We start from the raw sequence: 21,892 nt of genomic DNA on the forward strand, positions 1-21,892 counted from the left end.
GGTTGCGCACAGGCATGCCTCGATCGGTTGATTGACAGTTACCGACGAGTAGCACTCCCGCGCGTGCGCGCACACGCGAGCGTGGGGGAGGATGGGTGGGTAACCACCCTGGATCGAGTGACCGACACGAGCAGCAGGCGAGGAGAACCCTTGGCCCCGCACAACACCGGCGCCCCCGGCGTAGGCGCCCCCGAGCGGGTGCGAGTCATCCGTGACGGACTGGCCGCCCATCTCCCGGACATCGACCCTGAGGAGACGGCCGAATGGCTTGAGTCCTTCGACTCAGTCCTCGAAGGCGCAGGTCAGCAGCGTGCGCGGTACCTGATGCTGCGACTGCTGGAACGCGCTCGGGAGAGCCACGTCGGCATCCCGTCGCTGACCAGCACCGACTACGTCAACACCATCCCGACCGAGCGCGAGCCCTGGTTCCCCGGCGACGAGGAGACCGAGCGGCGCTACCGGGCGTGGATCCGGTGGAACGCCGCGATCATGGTGCACCGGGCGCAGCGGCCCGGGGTCGGCGTCGGCGGCCACATCTCCACCTACGGTTCGTCGGCCGCGCTCTACGAGGTCGGCTTCAACTGGTTCTTCCGTGGCAAGGATCACCCGGGTGGCGGTGACCAGATCTTCATCCAGGGCCACGCCTCCCCGGGCATCTACGCCAGGGCGTTCCTGGAGGGCCGCCTGTCCGCGGAGCAGCTCGACGGCTTCCGGCAGGAGTTCTCCCACGGCGGCGCGGGCCACGGCCTGCCGTCGTACCCGCACCCGCGGCTGATGCAGGACTTCTGGGAGTTCCCCACGGTGTCCATGGGCCTCGGCCCGATGAACGCCATCTACCAGGCGCGGTTCAACCGCTACCTGCACAACCGGGGCATCAAGGACACCTCGCAGCAGCGGGTGTGGGCCTTCCTCGGCGACGGCGAGATGGACGAGCCGGAGTCGCGCGGCCTGGTGCACGTGGCGGCGGCCGAGGGCCTGGACAACCTGACCTTCGTGGTCAACTGCAACCTGCAGCGGCTCGACGGCCCGGTGCGCGGCAACGGCAAGATCATCCAGGAGCTGGAGTCGTTCTTCCGCGGCGCGGGCTGGAACGTCATCAAGGTGATCTGGGGCCGAGAGTGGGACGCCCTGCTGCACGCCGACAAGCAGGGTGCGCTGGTCAACCTGATGAACACCACGCCGGACGGTGACTACCAGACCTACAAGGCCAACGACGGCGCCTACGTGCGCGAGCACTTCTTCGGCCGCGACCCGCGGACCAAGGAGCTGGTGCAGCCGCTGACCGACGAGGAGATCTGGAACCTCAAGCGCGGCGGCCACGACTACCGCAAGGTCTACGCGGCCTACAAGGCGGCCACCGAGAGCAACGGCCAGCCCACGGTGATCCTGGCGAAGACGATCAAGGGCTACGGGCTCGGCCCGCAGTTCGAGGCGCGCAACGCCACGCACCAGATGAAGAAGCTCAACGACCTCAAGCTCTTCCGCGACCTCCAGCGCATCCCGATCACCGACGAGGAGCTGGAGCGCGACCCGTACCTGCCGCCGTACTACCACCCCGGCGACGACGCGCCGGAGATCCAGTACCTGCAGGAGCGGCGGCGCCAGCTCGGCGGGTACTCGCCGGAGCGCCGGGTCAAGAGCACGCCGCTGGTGCTGCCCGGCGACAAGGTCTACGACGTGCTCAAGCGCGGGTCGGGCAAGCAGGAGGTCGCCACCACCATGGCGTTCGTCCGGCTGCTCAAGGACCTGGCCAAGGACCCGGAGATCGGCCCGCGCCTGGTGCCGATCATCCCGGACGAGGCGCGGACCTTCGGCGTGGACTCGATGTTCCCCACGCAGAAGATCTACAACCCCAACGGCCAGCTCTACACCTCGGTCGACGCCAAGCTGATGCTGTCCTACAAGGAGAGCGAGCAGGGCCAGATCCTGCACGAGGGCATCAACGAGGCCGGTTCGGTCGCGTCGTTCACGGCGGCGGGCACGTCCTACGCCACGCACGGCGAGCCGATGATCCCGGTCTACATCTTCTACTCGATGTTCGGCTTCCAGCGGACCGGTGACGCGTTCTGGGCCGCCGCCGACCAGATGGCGCGCGGTTTCGTGCTCGGCGCCACGGCCGGCCGCACCACGCTGACCGGTGAGGGCCTTCAGCACAACGACGGCCACTCGATCATGCTGGCGCACACCAACCCCGCGGTCGTTGCCTACGACCCGGCGTGGTCGTTCGAGGTCGCGCACATCGTCAAGGACGGTCTCCGCCGGATGTACGGGGAGAACTCCGAGGCGGTGATGTACTACCTGACGATCTACAACGAGCCGTACGTGCAGGTGGCCGAGCCGGAGAACCTCGACGTGGAGGGCCTGCTCAAGGGCCTCTACAAGTTCCGGTCGGCCCCGGGCGGCTCCGGCCCGCGCGCCCAGGTGCTCACCTCGGGTGTGGCGATGCCGTGGGCGCTCAAGGCCCAGGAGCTGCTCGCCGAGGAGTGGGGCGTGCAGGCCGACGTGTGGTCGGCGACCTCCTGGTCGGAGCTGCGCCGCGAGGCGGTGGAGATCGACAAGCAGAACCTGCTCCAGCCGGACGTCCCGCCGAGGGTGCCGCACGTGACCCGCGCCCTGGCCGACGCGGCCGGTCCGGTCGTCGCCGTGTCGGACTGGATGCGGGCGGTCCCGGACCTGATCCGGCCGTACGTTCCCGGCGAGATGGTCACGCTGGGCACGGACGGCTTCGGCTTCTCCGACACCCGGCCCGCGGCGCGGCGGCACTTCCTGGTCGACGCGGAGTCGATCGTGGTGGCCACCCTGGCCGCGCTGGCCAGACGAGGTGAGGTCGAGCAGTCGAAGGTCGTGGAGGCGGCGCGCAAGTACCGCATCGACGACGTCCACGCCGCCGGTCCGCAGACCTCGGACCCCGGCTCAGCCTGACCCCAGGAGAGCGCCCGCACCCACGCGGGCGCTCTCTTGTCCCACTCCCCGGCCATTCGCGGGCTTATGGACCTTTCCGAGCGCGCTCAGGGGTCCATAAGCCCGCGAATGGCGGTCAGGGGATGAGGGATTGGGCGGGGATGGTGAGGAAGTCGGCGAACTCGGGGTCCAGGACCAGGCGGGCGAAGAGCTCCTCCGCCTCCGCGTAGCGCTGGGAGACGTAGGACTCCTCGCCCAGCTCCGCGCGCAGGGATGCGCGGAGCTCCGCCAGCAGTGCGTGGATCAGCGCCGGGGTCACGTGGCGGCCGTCGGTCATGCGGACCGAGTAGCGCAGCCACTGCCACAGCTGGGAGCGGGAGATCTCCGCCGTTGCCGCGTCCTCCATCAGGTTGTCGATGGCCGCCGCGCCCGTGCCCCGGAGCCAGGACGCCACGTAGCGCACGCCCACGCTCAGGTTGGTGCGGACACCGCCCTCGGTGACCCTGCCCGGGGTCGATGCGAGGTCCAGCAGCCGCGCGGCGTCCGGGCGGAGCACCGGTCTGCGGGTCAGCTGGTTGGGGGCCTCGCCGAGCACCGGGTCGAACACCTCGCGGCACACCGGAACCAGGTCGGGGTGGGCCACCCAGGAGCCGTCGTAGCCCATGCTCGCCTCGCGTTGCTTGTCCTCGCGGACCTTGGCCAGTGCGCGCGAGGTGACCTCGGAGTCGCGGCGGTTGGGGATGAACGCCGCCATGCCGCCGATCGCGTGGGCGCCCCTGCGGTGGCAGGTCGCCACCAGCAGCTCCGCGTACGCGCTCATGAACGGGGCCGTCATGCCCACCGAGGCGCGGTCGGGCAGCACGAACCGCTCACCGGCGTCCCGGAAGTTCTTGATCACGCTGAACAGGTAGTCCCACCGGCCCGCGTTCAGGCCGGAGGCGTGCTCCCGCAGCTCGTAGAGGATCTCCTCCATCTCGAACGCCGCGGTGATCGTCTCGATCAGCACAGTGGCGCGGATGGTGCCGTGCGCGATGCCCAGCGCCTCCTGGGCATAGGTGAAGACCTGGTTCCACAGCCGCGCCTCGAAGTGGTTCTCCAGCTTCGGCAGGTAGAAGTACGGCCCGCTGTCCCGCCGCAGCAGCTCGTGCGCGTTGTGCAGGAGGTACAGCCCGAAGTCCACCAGCGCGCCGACCGCCGGCCGCCCGTCGACGAGCAGGTGCGGCTCGTCGAGGTGCCAGCCGCGCGGCCGGACCACGATCGCGGGTAACGGCCGGTTGTCGGTGCGCAGCCGGTACTCCTTGCCGCCCTGCGCGGTGTAGCTGATCTTCCTGCGGACCGCGTCGATCAGGTTGACCTGGCCGGAGACCACGTTCTCCCAGTGCGGGGTGTTGGCGTCCTCCAGGTCGGCCAGCCACACCCGCGCGCCGGAGTTCAGCGCGTTGATGGTCATCTTGCGCTCGGTCGGCCCGGTGATCTCCACCCGGCGGTCCACCAGGTCCGCGGGCGCGGGCGCCACGGTCCACTCCGCCGCGCGCAGCGACGCCGTCTCCCGGGGGAAGTCCAGCCGCCCCGTCCGGCCGATCTCCGCGCGGCGCTCGGCGCGCTGGGCGAGCAGCCGGTCGCGGGTCGGCCGGAAGCGCCGGTTCAGGTCGGCGACGAAGGCGAGCGCCTGCGGGGTGAGGACCTCGTCGGAGCGGTCGACCTGGGCACCCAAAACCTGAACTTCAGACATGTTGCCATCATGCGCCCCGATCGGCCGCGCCGACAATCACAACCAGACCACCGTTGCGGCACAAGGAAATCAGCAGGTGCTGACGGGTTCCGCGGTGGTGATCCGGTACTGGCCGCGGGCGTCGAGCAGCAGCGGGACCAGCGACCGCGCCTGCTGCGCCAGCGGCACGAACCGGCCGTCACCGACGCTCCAGCTGTGCACGTCGTGCAGCTCCAGCTTGTCGCGGACCTGCTGGAACTGCTGCGCGGTCAGCCGGTAGCCGCACGGTGGCTGGGTGAGGACCTCGTCGGGCTTGGGCGCCTGGTTGTCCGCACCGCCGAAGTAGATCGGCTCGCGCTTGAACGGCTCCAGGTTCCGGCTGAACGTCGTGGCCAGCTCGATCTGCGTCCGACGCTCCCGCGCCATCTTCAGCGTGCTGTCCACCGAGACCAGGTGCGCGTTCACCCGGCGGCGCGCGTTGAGCGCCGGGTCCGCCTTCTCCGCGGCGTCCTTGGGATCGACGGCCGATTCGAGCAGCATGCCGACCGCGTGCTTGAGCCCGGAGGTGTTGCGCAGGATGCGTTCCTGGCCGTCACCGGCGGTCTGCTTGATCGGCTCGCCGGTGTTCGGGTCGGTCCAGATCCCGTAGACACCGCTGGTGTGACCGGCGCTCTCCACCGCCACCCTGGCGTAGTCGCGCGAGAGCTTCTCGGACTCGTCGTGGACCCGGTCGGCGACGTTGAGGTTGCGCGGCCACAACCACGTCACGTCCTTGTCGTAGTACGGCGGTGTGGTGCCGTACTCGTGCAGGTCGTGGACCACGTCGGGCTTGTAGTCCTTGAAGACCTTCGCGGTCGCGCGGGCCTCCGGGGTGGCCAGCGCGAGGTGGTCGCGGTTGATGTCGACACCGTTGGCGTTGCCGCGGGTGTCGGCGACCCGGCCGTCGGGGTTGGCGGTCGGCACGAACAGCACGGTGGTGGTGCGCAGCATCCGCACCACGTCGGCATCGCGGGAGAAGGCCAGGTCGCGGATCTTGCTCAGGCAGCCTTCGCGACCGGCGGGCTCATCGCCGTGCTGCGAGCAGATGAACAGCACGACCGAGCCCGCCGCGACCACCGGCGCGGGACGAGGGCCCGGCTCGGCGATCTGCACGAGCTGGAGCGGGCGGCCCTGGACGGTCGAGCCGATGCGGTCGATCTTGACGCGGCGCGAGCCCTTGGCGACCTCGTCGAGGAAGGCCGCTTCCTCGGGCAGGGTGGTCCACGCGGCGCCGTGGGAGGCCTCGAACGGGGTCCGGGGCGGTTGGGCGGCAGCCGCCGCAGGGGAGGCGAGTGAGGCGCCGAGGCCGACGACGAGCGCGGCCAGGACTGCCATCCGGCGAGAAGTCACCGTTGGACTCTCACGGCGAACTTCCCGCCGGTCAAGGACCTTTCGGTTCAGGAGCCGTTCAGGGCGGTGCCGCCGACCCGGTGCCGGTCCGCGGTGCGCAGCCAGTCCAGCAGCCCGCGCACCACCAGGACGGCGAAGACCACGTAGACAGCGGCGGAGAACCAGAGTCCCGAGGCGATCTGCAACGGCACGCCGACGGCGTCCACGGCCAGCCACACCAGCCAGAACTCGACCAGCCCGCGCGCCTGCGCGGCGAAGGCGACGACGGTGCCGATGAAGATCCACGCGTCCGGCCACGGCGCCCACGACGCGTTCAGCGCGTCCAGGAGCAGCGCGAACGCGGCCGTGCCGAGCGCCATCGCGGCGACCAGCGCGAGCCGCTCACGGCCGGTCGCCTTGCGCACCACCACGCCGTACACCGGGTCCTGGCGGTGCGACCACGCCCACCAGCCGTAGAGCGAGATCGCGAAGATGACCACCTGCCGGGTCGCCAGGCCGCCGAGGTCGGCCGAGACGTAGACGGCGAACAGCAGCACGGTCGCCCCGACCTGCACCGGCCAGGTCCACAGCGTGCGCCGCTGGGCGAGGAACACCACCGCGAGGGCGCACAGCTGGCCGACGAGCTCGGCGTAGGAGATCTTCTGCCCGAACAGCGTGAGGCCCTGAGTGACCAGCACGTCCACCGCGTTCTCCTCTCCCGGGGCGCTCCGGGGCGGCACAACGCGGCAGACGGGTCGCGGGCAGCGCGAACCGTCTACGCACGCGTGCGCTGCCTACCATCCGGACTTTCACCGTCGGCCCTGGAATCGCACCAGGTCAACCGCTGACTGGCGGCCAGCGGGTCGCGGGCTGGGAGGTCCGGTGAGGGACCTCGTCACCGCCGGTTCGGACTTTCACCGAGCCCCGGAAGCGCACGACTTCTTCAGATCACCCAACAGTCTGGCCCACCACCGTATTCCGTTCACGGCGTTCGTTGTTCGGCCATCCAGGCGGCGATCCTGGCCCGCGAGCTGAAGGCCAGCTTGGTGAGGATGTGCTGCACGTGCGTCTCCGCCGTCCGCTGCGAGATCACCAGCTTCGTCGCGATGTCCTTGTTGGACATGCCCTGGGCGACGAGCTCGGCGACCTCCAGCTCCCGCCGGCTGAGGGCGGACCGCGTGCTCTCCCGCGCCCGGCACGGCGCGGCCGGTGCGCCTTCGGCGTCGTCGCCGAGGGCGTAGGTCACCACCCGCTCGAAGCTGAGCCCCCTGCCTTTCGCCAGCGCCGCGTGGAACGCCGCGTCGCCGAGCGCTTCCCGCACGGCCGCCTCGGCCTCGTCGTGGCAGGCGATCAGCTGCGCGATCCCGTTGAGCGGACCGCCGATCGTCTGCCAGATGCGCTGGGCCGCGCCCATCAGGCGGGCGGCCCGTTCGTGGTGGCCGTCGGCCGTGGCGATCCAGGCCAGCAGCTCCAGGGCCAGGCCGACACCCGGGCTGTCGTTGAGCGAGCGCTTCAACCGGACGCAGCGCCGCACCATCTCGGCGGCCTCGCGGTGTTTGCCCTGCTTCCACAGGCCGAGGCCGTAGACGAACAGCGCGTAGGTCCGGCACCAGATCTCCCCGCACGCCTCGCTGCGGCGCAGGCACTCCACGCACAGGGCGATGGCGTGGTCGACGTCCCCGTGCCTGGCGTCGCCGCGAAGGCAGTAGCAGAACGCCAGCTTGTAGAGCAGGGTGATGACGCCGACCTCGTCGTTGAGCGCGCGATGGCGGGCGAGGGCGTCCTCGTAGAGCACCAGGGCGGCAGCGTGGTCGCCCTCCGACATCGCCGCGTGCGCGGTGTAGTGCACGGCGTAGGCCTGGGCCGACTGGTAGCCGAGCCGTTCGGCCAGGGCGTGGCACTCCTCCAGCGCCACCCGCGCCGCGAAGTGGTCGCCCCGGATCTGCTCGATCCACCCGGTGATCCACAACGCCTTCGCCCGCAGCGGGGTGGGCTCGGTGGCGAGCGCGAGCAGCAGCTCGAACCAGCGGCGGCCCTCGCTGATGAAGCCGTAGGTGACCCAGTAGCTCCACAGCAGGGTCACCATGGCAAGGCCGATCTGCTTCTCCCCCGGCTCCACCAGGCAGTAGTCCAGCGCGACGCGCAGGTTGGCGTGCTCGGCGCGCAGGCGCTCGCACCAACTGGGCTGACGCGGGCCCAGCCAGTCCGCTTCGGCGCGCACGGCCAGCCGGTGGTAGTAGTCCCGGTGCCTGCGCCGCATCATCGCCTCCTCCGATGCGGGCAGCCGGGTCCGGCCGTAGTCGCGGATGGTGTGCAGCATCCGGAAGTACGACCGGCCGTCGTGCTCCTCCTTGGCCAGCAGCGACTTGTCGACCAGCCCGGCCACCAGGTTCAGCACGTCCTCCCGGTCGATGCCCCTGCCCGCGCACACCGCTTCGGCCGCGTCGAGGTCACAACCGCCGGTGAACACCGACAACCTGGTCCACAGCGTCCGCTCCTCGGGCGTGCACAGGTCGAAGCTCCAGTCGATGGCCGCCTGCAACGTCTGGTGCCGCGACGGCGCGGCCCGTCTGCCACCGCTGAGCAGGTTGAAGCGGTCGCCGAGGCGGATCAGGATCTCCTTCTCGGACAACACCTGCAGCCGCCGGGCGGCCAGCTCGATGGCCAGCGGGATGCCGTCGAGCAGGTGGCAGATCCCGGCCAGCACCGCGGAGTTGTCGTCGGTGACCCGGAACTCCGGCAGCACCGCCGCGGCGCGCTCCACGAACAGCCGCACCGCGTCGTACCGGTCGATGTCGGCGGCGGCGGGCGAGTGGTCCGGGGCGGGCGTCGGCAACGGGGGCACGATCAGCAGGTGCTCCCCCTGCACGGCGAGGACCTGCCTGCTGGTGGCCAGGATGCGCAGCCCGGCGGAGACGGCGAGCAGCTCGCCCGCCAGCCGCGAGCAGGCGTCGAGCAGGTGCTCGCAGTTGTCCAGCACCAGCAGGATCTGCTTGTCCCGCAGGTAGTCGGTGAGCACGGCCATCGGTGACCGCGCCGTGTGGTCGCTGATCCGCAGCGTGTCGGCGACGGTCTGGGCCAGCAGCGCGGGCTCCTCCAGCGCGGCCAGCTCCACCAGCCACGCCCCGTCGCGGAAGGACTGCCGCGCGTCCATGGCGACTCGGGTGGCCAACCGGGTCTTGCCGACCCCGCCGGTTCCGATCAATGTCACCAGCCGCGTGGCGGAGAGCAGTCGTTTCACCTCGGACACTTCGTGCCGGCGCCCGACAAAGCTGCTCACCTCGGCGAGCAGATTTCCGTTCCGGCAACGCGGCACCATGCCCTGGAACCTACGCGCCTGCCAAGAGGGCGAAACACGGAGATGACTCATCGCCGTTGCGTTGCGACCCAGACGGCGATCTGGGATCGAGAGCTGAATCCCAGTTTCTGCAGGATGTGTCCGGCGTGACCTTCCGCGGTGCGCCGCCCTATCACCAGCTTCACGGCGATCTCCTTGTCCGACAAGCCGTCCGCGATCAGTCTGGCGACCTGTCTCTCCCGTTGGGTCAGGGGCGTCCACTGGTCGGCCTTGCGTTCGCCCGCACCGAGCGGGGTGGGCTCGTACTGCTCCTCCAGGGCGTAGGAGATCGTCTCGTCGAGGTTGAGCTCGGCACCGCGCCGGAATGCCAGCTCGAACTCATGGTCACCGAGTTCCTTGCGGGCCAGGGACTCGCACTGCCGGTGCGGGGCACCGAAATACCGCGACCCGAACATCGGGAAGCCGACCGAGCGCCAGATCTGCCTGGCCGCGCCGAAAAGAACGGCCGCGCGTTCCGAGGCGGACCGGGTCGTATCAATCCACGCGAGCACCTCGACGGCCAGCGCGATTCCCAAGAGGTCGTTGAAATTTCTCTTTATTCGCAGGGATTCCTTTCCGCACGCGGTAGCCCGGTCGAGCTCGCCGAGGTTCCACGCCACCAGGGCCTGCACGTAGACCACGAAGGCGTAGGACCACCGCTCGCCGTGCTCCAGGCTGATGGCGCTCACCTCCTCGCACAACGCGGTCGCCCGGTCGAGGTCCCCCAGGAACACCGCCACGATGGCCATCTCGATCCCGGCCAGCAGCACGTTGCTGTTGAGCTCGCCGAGGCCGCGGTACCGCGCCTGCGCCTCCTCGAACAACGCGGTGGCGGTGCGCAGGTCGTCGCCGACCAGGGCGTTGCACCCCAGCCGGTGGATGGAGTACGCCAGGGCCGTGTCGTCACCCACCTGTTCGGCGTAGCCACGGCATTCCTCCAGCATGGCGGTCGCGGCGGCGATCTCACCCTGCACGGTGGCGACGTACCCGTTGACCCACAGCGCCTTCGCCCGTTCCGGGCTCGGGACGGGGGCGTGTCCGAGGACCCGGTCCAGCCAGTAGCGGCCCTCTTTCAAGCCGCCGCAGCCCGCCCAGTAGAACCAGAGCGCTCCGGCGAGCCGCAGACCGGTGCGCCCCTCCCCCTGCTCGACCAGGCAGAAGTCCAGCGCGGCGCGGATGTTCGCGTGGTCGAGCCGGGTACGCGCGAAGATCTCGTTCTGGTGTGGCCCGAACCACTCCCGCTCATCGCGTTCGGCCAGTTCGAGGTAGTGGTCCCGGTGCAGGCCGCGCAGCGAGGACTCCTCCCCGATCTCGCGCAGCTTGTCCTGGCCGTACTGCCGAAGCGGCTCCAGCAACCGGAACCGCGACCATCCGGCGTGCACCTCACGGATCAGCACCGACTTCTCGACCAGTCCGAGCAACAGGTCCAGGACCGCCCCTGCGGCCAGACCGCTGCCGCAGCAGACCCGCTCGGCCGAGCACAGGTCGAAGCCACCGGCGAACACCGACACCCGGGCCCACAGAGTCTGCTCCGCAGGCGTGCACAGCGCGAAGCTCCACTCGACGGCGGCGCGCAGCGTCTGGTGCCGTCCCACGCGCTTGTCCGCCACTCGCAAGCGATAACAGTCGTCCAGCGCGGCGAGCAGGTGTTCCAGCGGCAGCGCGCGCAGTCGCACCGCCGCCAGCTCGATCGCCAGCGGGATGCCGTCCAGCAGCCGGCACACCCGCACCACCTGCTCCTGGTTCGCGGCGGTCACCTCGAAGTCCGGGACCACAGCGGCCGCGCGATCGGCGAACAGCACCAGCGCCGGGTACCGCGCGAGGTCGCCGTCGGGCAACGGCAGCCGCGCGTCGGGCAGTGCCAGCGGGGCGACCTGCCAGAGGTGCTCGCCGCCGACACCCAGCCGCTCCCTGCTGGTCGCGAGCAGACGCAACCCCGGCGCGGCCGACAGCAGGACCTCCACCAGCTCCGCGCAGGCGTCCACGAGGTGCTCGCAGTTGTCCAGCACCAGCAGCGCCTGCTGGTCCCGCAGGTGCTCGGCGAGCACGTCCGTCCGGCAACGCCCGGTGTGGTCGCGCACACCGAGCGACTCCAGAACCGTGTGCGCCACCAGCGCGGGATCCCGCAGGTCCGCGAGCTCGACCAGCCACACCCCGTCGTCGAAGGCGCGACGCAGCACTCCGGCGGTCCGCAACGCCAGCCGCGTCTTGCCGACTCCCCCGACACCGGTCAGCGTCACCAGCCGGGTTTCGGACAGCAAACGTTTGACCGCAACGACATCACGACGGCGGCCGACGAAACTCGTTGTGTCGACGGGAAGGTTTCCTCTGCGACGCACTGCGGCGACACCGGGCACGCGCGTACCCTATGGGCGCCGCTCACGGCCGGTCAACGCGAACGAAATGCCGTTCCCGCAAAGGAACCAGCCGCTTGTCCCCTGCTCGCACCGGCCGCCACCTGCGATCCTGAGGCGTCCGTCACCCCACAGGACCTCAAGGAGGAACCTTGGGAAACAAGGAAAAGGCACACCGATCGGCGCATGCGCGGGCGCCCGGCGTACCGCTCGACGGTCGTATCACCGCACGTCCGCGCACACCTCCCAATCATCCACTATGGACAGACAGGGGGTCGCTGAGCACCGCACACCCCGTCGGCACGAACAGGAAACCCCTTACCCGGATTCCTTGCGCGCGAACAGGAGTAGGCTGCGTTCGGTCATCCACGACGAGGGGGCTGCGATGGGCAGGCCCTGGACTGCGGTCAACCACCTGTGCCTTTCCTACCGCGACGAGGACGAGTGCCGCACCCTGCTGGCGATCAACCTCCTCGTCGCGTTGGAGCGCGGGGAAAAGGTCGTCTTCTTCTCCTGTGACACGTCGGTGGACGTGATCCACACGTGGCTGCGCGGCGTGGTCGATGAGGTCGAGCTGCTGGTCGCCCGTGGTCAGGTGGCCGTGCGGCCCGCGAACGGGTTCTCCACGACGAACGGGAAGCTCGACGACGAGCACCTGGTGGAGCTGCTGCTCCAGGAGTCCGGCACGGCGGCGCGAGCCGGGTACACCGGCCTGCGGGTCAGCATGCCGAGGACGTGCGCTCCTGGCGACTCCCTCGGCTGGGCCCGCCTGCTCGAACACGAGGAGCGGCTCACCGAGCTGCTCGTCAGCGGTGAGCTGGCGAGGCTGACGCTGGCCTGCCAGTACGACCAGCGGCTGGTCCCCGACCGCAGGCTGGGCGAGCTGCGGCAGGCCCATCCGATCGCGCTGACCGCCGAGCAGGCCGGGCGGCACCAGCCCCTGCTGCGCACGGACAAGCTGCGGGGGCGGACGGGGCTGCGCCTCAGCGGGGAGATCAACAGGTCCAACCTCGCGGAGCTGTCCGCGGCGCTGGAGTCCAGCATCCAGGACGACAACGACCTCCACCTCGACCTCGCCGACCTGCACTACGCGGACGTGGCCGCCGTCCGGCTGCTGGTGCAGACCGCGGACGGCCTGCCGGAGGGCCGCCGGATCGTGCTGAGCTCGCCGGGGCCGATCGTCAAGGCCATCCTGCGGATCTACGACTGGGACCAGCTCCCCACCGTGCGTCTGCTGGAGGGGAGCGAGACGCCATGAGCGAGCGAGAGTTCCTGCACCAGGTGTGCGTCTACCGCTCGGCGGAGGAGTTCCTGGCGACGACGCTGCCGTTCATCCGCGACGGGCTCCGCCTCGGCGACCCCGTGCTGGCGGTGACCACGCCCGCCAACGTGGAGCTGATCGAGAACGCCCTCGGCGCCGACGCGGGCGGGGTGGAGTTCGCCGACGCCGAGAGCTGGTACGGCACGCCCCTGGCCACCCTGTCCGCGTACAACCGCTACGTCGCCCGGTGGCGCGAGCACCCCGGCCACGTCCGGATCGTCGGCGAGCCGGTCTGGTCCCGGCGCACGGTCCAGCAGGTCGTCGAGTGGCAGCGGTACGAGTCGGCGCTCAACATCGCCTTCGCCTCGTCCCCCGCGTGGGCGGTGTGCACCTACGACGCCCGGGCGCTGGACCCGGCGATCGTCATCAACGCGCGGCGGACCCACCCGGAGGTCGCGACCGGCCCGGACACCGCCTCGCGCTGCGCGGAGTACGTCGCCCCGGCGGACTTCTTCCGCCTCTGCGACGCCGTCACCCCGCTGCCCGGCCCGCCACCGGACGCCGCGGTGCTGCCGTTCACCGGCGACCTGTCGAGCGTGCGCCGTTTCGCCACGTTCCAGGCGATGCGGCACGGGCTCACCGGGGATCGGGTCATGCTGTTCGTGGCGGCGGCGGTCGAGGCGGCCACCCACGTGGCGGAGCAGGGAAGCAGGCGGCTCGTCGTCCGGATGTGGTCGAGCGAGGGGAAAGTCGTCTTCGCCATCACCGCCCCGGACGTGCGGGTCGTCGACCCGGTCCTCGGCTACGCACCACCGTCGCTGCGCGAGCGACCCGGTGACGGGCTGTGGTTCGTCCGCCAGGTCTGCGAGCTGGTGGAGATCCGCCCCGGAGACCCCGGAATGACCGTCCGCCTGCACTTTCCCATCATCTGACCGGAGCGGGAGCAGTGCGCACACCGGTACGTAGGTATGCGAATACGTAGATCTCACGGTTCGCGACCACGTGTCCCGCTCGGATAATCGACCCCACGGATACGCGCTCCTGAGTACTAGACCGACAGGAAACGACGCCTACCCGGTGGCGGGCGGGCAACCGCGAGAGCAGGTCATCGGTATGCCGCTTCACGGTCGCCTCCGACGCCACGAGTCCTTCGTGGCGCCATGGCCCGAACCGGCGTTCAGAGAATGGATATCCGATGAGCCTGCTGCATTCCGTGGACCGACAGCCCCGGCCAGAGCCTGACGTGCTGCTTGACGCCTACCGCTGGATGGTCATCGGTCACCGGCTCGAACGCCAGGCGGCGGAGCTCGCTGGGATCAGCAGGCCCGCGGCGACCCCGGCGAACCTGGCGCGGATCGCCTGCCAGGTCGGCGCGGTACTGGCGCTGGCGCCGTCCGACTGGCTGTTCCCGACGCACCACGACTACATCGCGCTGGTCACGCGCGGTGTCGACCCGCTGGAGGCGCTCGCCCTGCCCTGGGGCGACTGGCACTGCGGCTACGCCCCGGACACCCACCGCGTCGCCCCCCAGTGCGTGCCGGCCGCGACCCAGATCGCCCGTGCGGTCGGGCTGGTGAGCGCCGCGCGGCTGGCCAACGACGACGTCGCGGCGCTGGTGTTCGTCCGCGGCGACGCGGTCGGCGAGCGCGACTTCGCCGAGGCGTGCGCCCTCGCCACCAGCTGGGAGGCCCCGGTCGTGCTGCTGGTCCAGCACACCTTCGTGCGGCACAGCCCGTTCATGGTCGAGTCGACGGGCGAGCCCGACGTGCACACGATGAGCTTCCCGCACGACCTGGCCGAGCGCCGCGACTCGGCCTCCTTCGTCGACAGCACCGACGTGCTCGGCGTGTTCGCCGCCGTGACCGCGGCCCTGGACCGGGCGCGCACCGAGGACGGCCCGGTGCTCCTCGAGGCCCTTCCGTACCGGGTGGTCACCCGCGCCGGAGCGGGCAACGGCGGCGACCAGGTGGAGGTCGAGGAGCGGGAGAGCGACCCAGTCGCGCTGCTGGAGGCCGAGCTGCGGGAGTTCGGGGTGCTCGACGACGCCGTGGTGCGCCGGGTCGATGCCGAGGCGGAAGCCGCCGTCGCCGACCTCCGCGACCGCCTGACCACCGAACCGCGCCCCGACCCCGCCGAGCTGTTCGACCACGTCTACGCCGAGCCGACCCCACAGCTCCGCGAGCAGCAGGCCCTGCTGCGAACGGAGCTGGGACCGTCGGGGAAGCTCTGATGACCGCGACGACGATGGCGCAGGCGCTGAGCGCCGCGCTGCACGACGCGATGCGCAAGAGCGAACGCGTCGTGCTGTTCGGTGGGGAGAACGACCACCTCGACGGCGCCTTCCACGTCACCAACGGACTGGTGACCGAGTTCGGCAGGTGGCGCTGCTTCACCAGCCGCACCTCCGAGGTGGAGAACCTGGCCACCGCGGTCGGCATGGCCATGTACGGCTACCGGCCGGTGATCGAGCTGACGTCGGGAGCGCGGGCGCACCCGACGTTCGACCAGACGATCGTCGAGCTGGCGATGATGCGGACCTGCACCCGCGGCCAGGTCGGCCTCCCGATCGTGCTCCGCATCCCCTACGGCGGCGGGGTCGGCGAGGGCCCGAGGCACGACATCTCCTCGCTGGCCTGCTGGACGCACATCCCGGGGCTGCACACCGTGGCGCCCGCGACGGTCGCCGACGCGTACTCGCTGCTGCGGGAGGCGATCGACTCGCCGGACCCGGTGGTGTTCCTGGAACCGGAGCGGATGTACTGGCTGACCGAGGACGTCGGCCTCCCGGTGCGGACCCAGCCGTTGGGCAGGGCCGTCATCCGCCGGGCGGGCAGCTCCGCGACGCTGATCGCGTGCGGCTCCGCGGTGCCCATCGCCGTGGCCGCCGCGGACGCGGCCGAGGGCGAGGAGGGCTGGGACGTCGAGGTCATCGACCTCCGGACGCTCGTGCCCTTCGACGACGCGACGGTCGTCGAGAGCGTCGCGCGCACCGGCCGCGCGGTGATCGTGCACGAGTCGCACGGCTTCCACGGCATGGGCGCCGAGGTCGCGGCCCGCGTGGCGGAACGCTGTTTCGGCAAGCTGAAGGCCCCCGTGCTGCGGGTGGCCGGGTGGGACGTCCCGTCCCCGGCACCGAACCTGGAGAAGTACCACCTGCCGAGCGTGGACCGCGTCCTCTGCGCGCTGCGCCAGGTGCACGACGTCCCGTCCTGCCCGGCGCACGAGGTGCACGCGCCTGGCACGTGATCACCCCAAGCTCTCCGGCTGTTCGGCGGGCGTTCGCCCGCCGGCCGCCGCGAACCGAGCAGACTCGACCGAATGCGACTCCGACTCATGTTCGCCCTGTCGGCCACGCTCTGCCAGGTCATCGCCCTGCCCGTGCCCGCGTCGGCCCGGCCCGCCGTCGTGCCCGTCGCACAGACACCCGCGTTCGTCGACGACCCCTCCGGCACCCCGGCGGACGCCGACGCCGACGACCCCGCGATCTGGGTGCACCCGAGCGACCCCGGGGCCGGCGTGGTGCTCGGCACCCTGAAGGAGGGTGGGCTGGCGGCGTTCGACCTCGACGGCGCGCTCCTGCGGCACCTGGCCGCGCCGAAGCACGGGCGCTTCAACAACGTCGACGTGCTCGGCGACCTCGCCGCCGTCAGCGACCGGGGCCTGGACCGCGTCCGCTTCTACCGGATCGACCCCCGCGGCGCGGCGGCGGGCGACGACGTCCTGCGCGAGGTGACGGGCGCCGGGGCCGCTCGCGTGTTCCCCGGCGCGGCCCTCGGCGAGCAGCGCACGGCCTACGGCCTGGCCTTCGGCCGGGACCGCTCCGGTGCCCCCGTCCTGGCCGTCAGCAGGCGGCACGAGACCGAGATCGCCCTGCTTCGCCCGCGCGGCAAGGAAGGCGTGACGGCGGAGCACATCGCGACGATCGCGCTCCCGAGCACCTTCGCCCTGCCGGACGGCACCCGGTGGAGCCCCTGCGGCGAACCGGGCGAGCGCCCCCAGGTCGAGGGCATGGCGCTCGACTCAGCCAACCAGGTGCTCTTCGCCGCCCAGGAGGACGTGGGGATCTGGCGAGTCCCGTTGCGCGACAACGGCTTCGGCAAACCCGAACTGATCGACCGGGTGCGCGGGTTCGGCGTGCCCGCCAGCTACGACCCGGAGACCGGGGAGTGCGCGCCCAGCGGCCCGGATCCGGGCTTCGGCGGCCGCCACCTCAGCGCGGACGCGGAGGGCCTGGCCCTCTCCGGCGACGGCAGGCTGATCGCCTCCAGCCAGGGCGACTCGACCTTCGTCGTCTACGAGCGCACCGGCGCGAACCGCGTGCTCGGCACCTTCGCGGTCAAGGCGGGCAACGGCAACGACTCGGTGGAGCACTGCGACGGCGCGGCGGTCACGACGGCCGCGCTCGGCCCGAAGTTCCCCAACGGGCTCCTCGTCGCGCACGACGGCGAACGTCGCCCCCGGGTCAACGACCCGGCCGGAAATCCGCTTCCCACAACGGGATTCGCGCTCATCCGGTGGGACGACGTCCGCCGCGCCCTGCGCTAGCTGGTCGGAGGCCGCTCGTCGCCGTGGGAGGGCGGAGTGCCCGGAGGCATGGTTCCGGGCATCGGGGTCCCCGCGGCGGGCGTGGGCATGTCCTGCACGGCGGTGGCGGTCCTCGGCGTGCCCGCCTCCGTCTGGAGCCGGTCCAGCCAGCCCTCCCACCGCTGCTGCATCGGGCGGACCAGGCCGCCACCGACACCGACGACGAGGATGCCGCCCACCGTGGCCAGCACGGTGACCAGCACCGGCAGGGTCACCGTGGTCGCGATGCCCAGCTGGTTGAGTGCGGCGATCACGCCCAGCGCCAGCACGAACACGTACGCGAGCGAGGTCAGCGGCTTGGTGAACGGGCGCGGCCCGAGCGCCGACGCGAGCAGGTCGCGCAGCACCCGCGCGATCGCCGCCGCCACCAGCACCAGCACGATGGCCACCACGATCCTCGGCAGGTACGCGATCACGTCGTTGAGCAGCAGGCTGACCGAGTTGCCGGGCCCGAACGCGCCGAACGCCAGCTGCAGCGCGATCAGCAGCACGAAGTAGTAGACGAGCTTGACGATCAGGTCGCCGACGTCGACGTTCGAGCGGGCGAGCAGGTGCCCGAGCCCGGCCTTCTCGACGAGCCTGCCGAAGCCCGCGCGGGCGAGCACCAGCGAGACCACTTTGGACAGTCCCTTGGCGATCAGCCAGCCGACCAGCAGCACCAGCAGGAAGCCCAGCAGCTTGGGCAGGAAGGTGGCGATCATGGACCACGCGTCGGCGAGTCCCCGGCGCAGTTCGGCTCCCATGGCTCCTCCAGGGGATCGTGGCGGTAGTGCCCTGTGCCACAGGTGGTGCTCCGGCTGCCGTGCCCGGCAAACCGGGGGACGAGGACTTTAGCCCGATCGGGTCAGACGGCTGGCCCGATCGCCGCCGACCGTCCAGAGTGGACGTACCGGTGGGGACCGGGGACCCCGAGACCGCCCGGCGCATCCGCCGGGCGGTCTCGGCGTATCGGGGCCGTCCCGGCACGCCCGCCCCGCGAACGTGCGATTCTGAGGTCATGACCGCCTCCGCCGACGACGTTCCCCTTGGTGGAATGTCCGTTTCCACCCTGCGCACGCTCGAACGCGCGTCCGGCGGGCTGGCGACCTCCAGCATCGGCGAGATGGACCAGCTGCTGCCCTGGTTCCGCAGGCTGCCCGCCGACCAGCGGGCCAGCGTGCTGCTGGTGATCCAGACGGGCGCGGCGAACTTCGTGGAGTGGCTGCGCGACCCGACCCAGGTGATCCGGCTGACCGCGGACGCCTTCCGCGCCGCGCCGAAGGACTTCTCCCGCTGGGTGAGCCTGCGCCAGACCGTGGAGCTGGTGCGGATAGCCATCAACATCCTGGAGCGGGAGCTGCCCGTGCTCGCCGCGGACGAGGCCGAGCGGGCGCTGCTGACCGAGGCGGTGCTGCGCTACGGCAGGGAGATCGCCTTCGCCGCGGCCACCTCCTACGCCGCCGCCGCCGAGGCGCGCGGCGCGTGGGACGCCCGGCTGGAGGCGCTGATGGTCGACGGCATCGTCCGCGGCGACGCGGAGGAGTCGTTGCTGTCCAGGGCCGCCGCGCTGGGCTGGGACCCGGCGGCCGAGGCCACCGTGCTGGTCGGCGCGTCCCCCTCCGACGACCCGCCCACCGTGGTCTACGAGGTGCGCAGCCGCGCGGCGCGGATAGGGCGCCCGGTGCTGCTGGGCGTGCAGGGCTCCCGCCTCGTGGTGGTGCTCGCCGGACCGGTGGACAGCCCCACCGGCCAGGAGGTCCTGACCAGGATGGCCGACGCCTTCGACAAGGGCCCGGTCGTCGCGGGACCGACCGTGGCCGCGCTGGCCGACGCCTACCGCAGCGCCGCCGACGCGCTCTCCGGTCTGCGCGCGGTCGTGGCCTGGCCGGACGCGCCGCGCCCGGTGCGCTCCACCGACCTGCTGCCCGAGCGGGCGCTGGCAGGGGACCCGGAGGCGGAGCGGCAGATGATCGAGAAGGTGGTGCGCCCGCTGGTGGAGGTCGGCGGCTCGCTGCTGGAGACGGTCGAGGCCTACCTTGAGGTGGGCGGCGTGCTGGAGAGCTGCGCCAAACGACTGTTCGTGCACCCCAACACCGTGCGCTACCGGCTGCGCCGGGTCACCGAGCTGACCGGCTACACCGCGTCGGACCCGCGCGACGGCCTCGTGCTGCGGATGTCGCTCGCGGTCGGCAGGCTGGCCCGTGCCCGAGGTCACTGGTGAGGCGGCTTTGGTGCGGTCCCGACAACGACTGTGACGCAGCTTGCACAACCCCTAGGGGTTAACCCTGGGTTAATGACCCGGTTCCGGCCCGCCGTGGCGTGCGCAAACGCGCACCTCACCGCGAGCTTTGTAGACACCCCACAGAATCGGCTGCGGTACTTCGTCAGCACCGGCATCCCGGCCGGGGCTGGTGACCGTGTTCAGTGAGCACCGTGATCGCGCTCCTCGCCCCAGGACAGGGCTCCCAGTCGCCCGGCATGCTCTCGCCATGGCTTGAGTTGGACGGCGCGACCGCGCGCCTGGAGCACTGGTCCGAGCTGGCGAAGCTGGACCTGCTGCGCCTGGGCACCACCGCGAGCGCGGACGAGATCAAGGACACCTCGGTGACGCAGCCCCTGGTGGTGGCGCTGTCGCTGCTGGTGTTCGAGGAGTTGGCCCGCCGGGTCGAGGTTCCCACCGACGTTCCGGTGGCCGGCCACTCGGTCGGTGAGCTCGCCGCCGCCGCCGTGAGCGGCGTGCTCACCGCCGACGAGGCCGTCGAGCTGGCCGCGGTGCGCGGCGCGGAGATGGCCGCGGCGTGCGCGCTGGAGCCGACCGGCATGAGCGCGGTGCTCGGCGGGGACGAGGCCGAGGTGCTGAACAGACTCGCGGAGCTGGGCCTGGACCCGGCCAACCGCAACGCCAAGGGCCAGGTCGTCGCCGCCGGCTCGGTGGCCATGCTGGAGAAGCTGACCGCGCAGCCGCCCGCCTCCGCGCGGATCCGGTCGCTGGCCGTGGCTGGCGCGTTCCACACCCGCTTCATGGCGCCAGCGGAGGAAGCCCTCGGCAGACGCGTCACCACCATCACCCCGGTCGACCCGGTGCGCCCGCTGCTGTCCAACGCCGAGGGCGCGGTGGTCTCCGACGGCGACGAGGCCCTGCGCAGGCTGGTCGCCCAGGTGACCCTGCCGGTGCGCTGGGACTCCTGCATGGCCACCCTCGCCGAGCGCGGCGTCACCGCCGTGATCGAGCTGCCCCCGGCGGGCACCCTGGTCAACCTGGTCAAGCGCGAGCTGCCGCAGGTCGACCGCCTCCCACTGAAGACCCCCGCGGACCTGGACAAGGCCGCCGAGCTGATCGTTGGTGCCGCGTGACCGAGTCCCGACCGCTCATCCAGCTCTCCGCCGGTGCTGGCGGGAGCAGGCTGCTGGGCTTCGGCTCCGCACAGGGCGACCGCGTGGTGACCAACGACGACATGGCCAAGGTCGTCGACACCTCCGACGAGTGGATCCGCAGCCGCGTCGGCATCGCCGAGCGCAGGCTGGCCACCGAGGAGCAGACGCTTCCGGTGCTGGCGACCGAGGCCGGGCGCGCCGCGCTCGCCGACGCCGGTGTCGATCCGTCCGAAGTGGACACCGTGCTCGTCGCGACCTGCACCATGCCGGTGCCGATCCCGAACGTGGCCGCCAGGGTCGCCGACAGCCTCGGCATCTCCGGCGCGGGCGCCTTCGACATCAACGCCGCGTGCGCCGGCTTCTGCTACGCGCTGGCCACCGCGTCGGACATGGTCCGCTCCGGCACCGCGCGCTACGTGCTGGTGATCGGCGCGGAGCGCTTCTCCAACTGGGTGGACTGGCAGGACCGGTCGACCTCGATCATCTTCGCCGACGGCGCGGGCGCCACGGTGGTCGGTCCGTGCGACGAGCCGCGGATCGGGCCGGTGTCCTGGACCAGCCGCGGTGACCTGTCCAGCACGATCGGCGTGACCGAGCAGAACTTCCTCTACCAGGAGGGCCAGTCGGTCTTCCGCTGGGCGACCACCGAGGTGTGGCCGACCGCGGAGCGCGCCGTCGAGCGGGCGGGCCTGAAGCTCTCCGACATCGACGCGCTGATCCCGCACCAGGCGAACCTGCGCATCGTCGAGTCGATCGCGCGCAGCCTGCGCGGCAAGGGCGCGCGCGAGGACATGCTGGTCGCCAAGGACATCGTCCACAGCGGGAACACCTCGGCCGCCTCCATCCCGATCGCCATCGACCACATGCGCAAGGCCGGGGAGCTCTCCTCCGGCGACGTGCTGCTGCTGGTCGGCTTCGGCGCCGGGCTGGTGTCCGCGGGCCAGGTCGTGGTCTGCCCGTAACAACAACAGACTCCGGGAACGCGGGTCCGCCTTCCCGGTCGGTGGGAAGTCAAGAGAGGA

Annotated in this window: 15 protein-coding genes and 1 riboswitch; of the genes, 9 read left to right on the top strand and 6 right to left on the bottom strand. The window is 71.3% G+C overall.

The features are described 5' to 3' along the window. The first annotated feature begins 150 nt into the window (after window positions 1-150). Window positions 151-2,922: a pyruvate dehydrogenase (acetyl-transferring), homodimeric type gene (gene aceE / locus ACFFQA_RS34710; protein WP_377862320.1), complete on the top strand. Its 2,772-nt coding sequence runs from the start codon at window positions 151-153 to the stop codon at window positions 2,920-2,922. A gap of 115 nt (window positions 2,923-3,037) precedes the next feature. On the opposite strand, the gene aceB is transcribed toward aceE, so the two are convergent. The 5 genes from aceB to ACFFQA_RS34735 form a co-directional block, all read right to left on the bottom strand. Next, window positions 3,038-4,633, bottom strand: coding sequence for a malate synthase A (gene aceB, locus ACFFQA_RS34715; RefSeq protein WP_377861557.1), 1,596 nt, complete (start codon window positions 4,631-4,633; stop codon window positions 3,038-3,040). Window positions 4,634-4,702: 69 nt separating this feature from the next. Beyond that, the gene (locus ACFFQA_RS34720; RefSeq protein WP_377861559.1) at window positions 4,703-6,001 is read right to left on the bottom strand and encodes a M14 family metallopeptidase; all 1,299 of its coding nucleotides are present in this window, start codon (window positions 5,999-6,001) and stop codon (window positions 4,703-4,705) included. 47 nt (window positions 6,002-6,048) lie between these two features. Then, complete coding sequence (locus ACFFQA_RS34725; RefSeq protein WP_377861562.1) at window positions 6,049-6,684, bottom strand: nicotinamide mononucleotide transporter family protein; 636 nt, start codon at window positions 6,682-6,684, stop codon at window positions 6,049-6,051. An 81-nt stretch (window positions 6,685-6,765) separates the two neighbouring features. Further along, window positions 6,766-6,916: riboswitch (FMN riboswitch) on the bottom strand. Window positions 6,917-6,962: 46 nt separating this feature from the next. Next, complete coding sequence (locus tag ACFFQA_RS34730) at window positions 6,963-9,221, bottom strand: LuxR C-terminal-related transcriptional regulator (RefSeq protein ID WP_377861565.1); 2,259 nt, start codon at window positions 9,219-9,221, stop codon at window positions 6,963-6,965. Window positions 9,222-9,346: 125 nt separating this feature from the next. Further along, window positions 9,347-11,578 (bottom strand): ATP-binding protein, encoded by a 2,232-nt coding sequence (locus ACFFQA_RS34735; RefSeq protein WP_377861567.1) that lies wholly within the window; start codon window positions 11,576-11,578, stop codon window positions 9,347-9,349. A gap of 478 nt (window positions 11,579-12,056) precedes the next feature. On the opposite strand from ACFFQA_RS34735, the gene ACFFQA_RS34740 reads away from it, so the two are divergent. The 5 genes from ACFFQA_RS34740 to ACFFQA_RS34760 all read left to right on the top strand — a co-directional run bounded on the left by ACFFQA_RS34740 (window position 12,057) and on the right by ACFFQA_RS34760 (window position 17,477). After that, window positions 12,057-12,929 carry an MEDS domain-containing protein gene (locus ACFFQA_RS34740; RefSeq protein ID WP_377861570.1) on the top strand — a complete coding sequence of 291 codons (873 nt, stop codon included), beginning with the start codon at window positions 12,057-12,059 and terminating at the stop codon, window positions 12,927-12,929. Further along, complete coding sequence (locus ACFFQA_RS34745; RefSeq protein ID WP_377861573.1) at window positions 12,926-13,864, top strand: anti-sigma factor RsbA family regulatory protein; 939 nt, start codon at window positions 12,926-12,928, stop codon at window positions 13,862-13,864. The genes ACFFQA_RS34740 and ACFFQA_RS34745 overlap by 4 nt, the downstream gene beginning before the upstream one ends. A 263-nt stretch (window positions 13,865-14,127) precedes the next feature. Beyond that, window positions 14,128-15,162: a thiamine pyrophosphate-dependent enzyme gene (locus ACFFQA_RS34750; RefSeq protein ID WP_377861575.1), complete on the top strand. Its 1,035-nt coding sequence runs from the start codon at window positions 14,128-14,130 to the stop codon at window positions 15,160-15,162. Next, complete coding sequence (locus tag ACFFQA_RS34755; protein WP_377861578.1) at window positions 15,162-16,178, top strand: alpha-ketoacid dehydrogenase subunit beta; 1,017 nt, start codon at window positions 15,162-15,164, stop codon at window positions 16,176-16,178. Before ACFFQA_RS34750 ends, ACFFQA_RS34755 begins: the two co-directional genes overlap by 1 nt. 72 nt (window positions 16,179-16,250) lie before the next feature. Continuing rightward, window positions 16,251-17,477 (top strand): phytase, encoded by a 1,227-nt coding sequence (locus ACFFQA_RS34760; protein ID WP_377861581.1) that lies wholly within the window; start codon window positions 16,251-16,253, stop codon window positions 17,475-17,477. Here ACFFQA_RS34760 and ACFFQA_RS34765 read toward each other — a convergent pair. Continuing rightward, window positions 17,474-18,259, bottom strand: coding sequence for a mechanosensitive ion channel family protein (locus ACFFQA_RS34765; protein ID WP_377861584.1), 786 nt, complete (start codon window positions 18,257-18,259; stop codon window positions 17,474-17,476). The genes ACFFQA_RS34760 and ACFFQA_RS34765 overlap by 4 nt on opposite strands. A gap of 290 nt (window positions 18,260-18,549) precedes the next feature. Between ACFFQA_RS34765 and ACFFQA_RS34770 the strand changes: the two genes are divergently transcribed. From ACFFQA_RS34770 to ACFFQA_RS34780, 3 genes are all read left to right on the top strand, one after another. Then, entirely contained in the window at window positions 18,550-19,716 is a 1,167-nt protein-coding gene (locus ACFFQA_RS34770; protein WP_377861587.1) for a PucR family transcriptional regulator, read from the top strand. A 203-nt stretch (window positions 19,717-19,919) separates the two neighbouring features. Beyond that, window positions 19,920-20,849 (top strand): ACP S-malonyltransferase, encoded by a 930-nt coding sequence (locus tag ACFFQA_RS34775; RefSeq protein WP_377861589.1) that lies wholly within the window; start codon window positions 19,920-19,922, stop codon window positions 20,847-20,849. Next, complete coding sequence (locus ACFFQA_RS34780) at window positions 20,846-21,832, top strand: beta-ketoacyl-ACP synthase III (RefSeq protein WP_377861592.1); 987 nt, start codon at window positions 20,846-20,848, stop codon at window positions 21,830-21,832. The genes ACFFQA_RS34775 and ACFFQA_RS34780 overlap by 4 nt, the downstream gene beginning before the upstream one ends. The last annotated feature ends 60 nt before the right edge of the window (window positions 21,833-21,892 follow it).

Source organism: Allokutzneria oryzae (assembly GCF_042429765.1).
In the GTDB taxonomy this organism is placed as follows: Bacteria; Actinomycetota; Actinomycetes; order Mycobacteriales; family Pseudonocardiaceae; genus Allokutzneria; species Allokutzneria oryzae.

Bases quoted from the DNA above. Each gene is read 5' to 3' on its own strand.
- aceB (WP_377861557.1), bottom strand. From the start codon at position 4,633: ATGTCTGAAGTTCAGGTTTTGGGTGCCCAGGTCGACCGCTCCGACGAG.
- ACFFQA_RS34740 (WP_377861570.1), top strand. From the start codon at position 12,057: ATGGGCAGGCCCTGGACTGCGGTCAACCACCTGTGCCTTTCCTACCGC.
- ACFFQA_RS34745 (WP_377861573.1), top strand. From the start codon at position 12,926: ATGAGCGAGCGAGAGTTCCTGCACCAGGTGTGCGTCTACCGCTCGGCG.
- ACFFQA_RS34750 (WP_377861575.1), top strand. From the start codon at position 14,128: ATGAGCCTGCTGCATTCCGTGGACCGACAGCCCCGGCCAGAGCCTGAC.
- ACFFQA_RS34755 (WP_377861578.1), top strand. From the start codon at position 15,162: ATGACCGCGACGACGATGGCGCAGGCGCTGAGCGCCGCGCTGCACGAC.
- ACFFQA_RS34760 (WP_377861581.1), top strand. From the start codon at position 16,251: ATGCGACTCCGACTCATGTTCGCCCTGTCGGCCACGCTCTGCCAGGTC.
- ACFFQA_RS34765 (WP_377861584.1), bottom strand. From the start codon at position 18,259: ATGGGAGCCGAACTGCGCCGGGGACTCGCCGACGCGTGGTCCATGATC.
- ACFFQA_RS34770 (WP_377861587.1), top strand. From the start codon at position 18,550: ATGTCCGTTTCCACCCTGCGCACGCTCGAACGCGCGTCCGGCGGGCTG.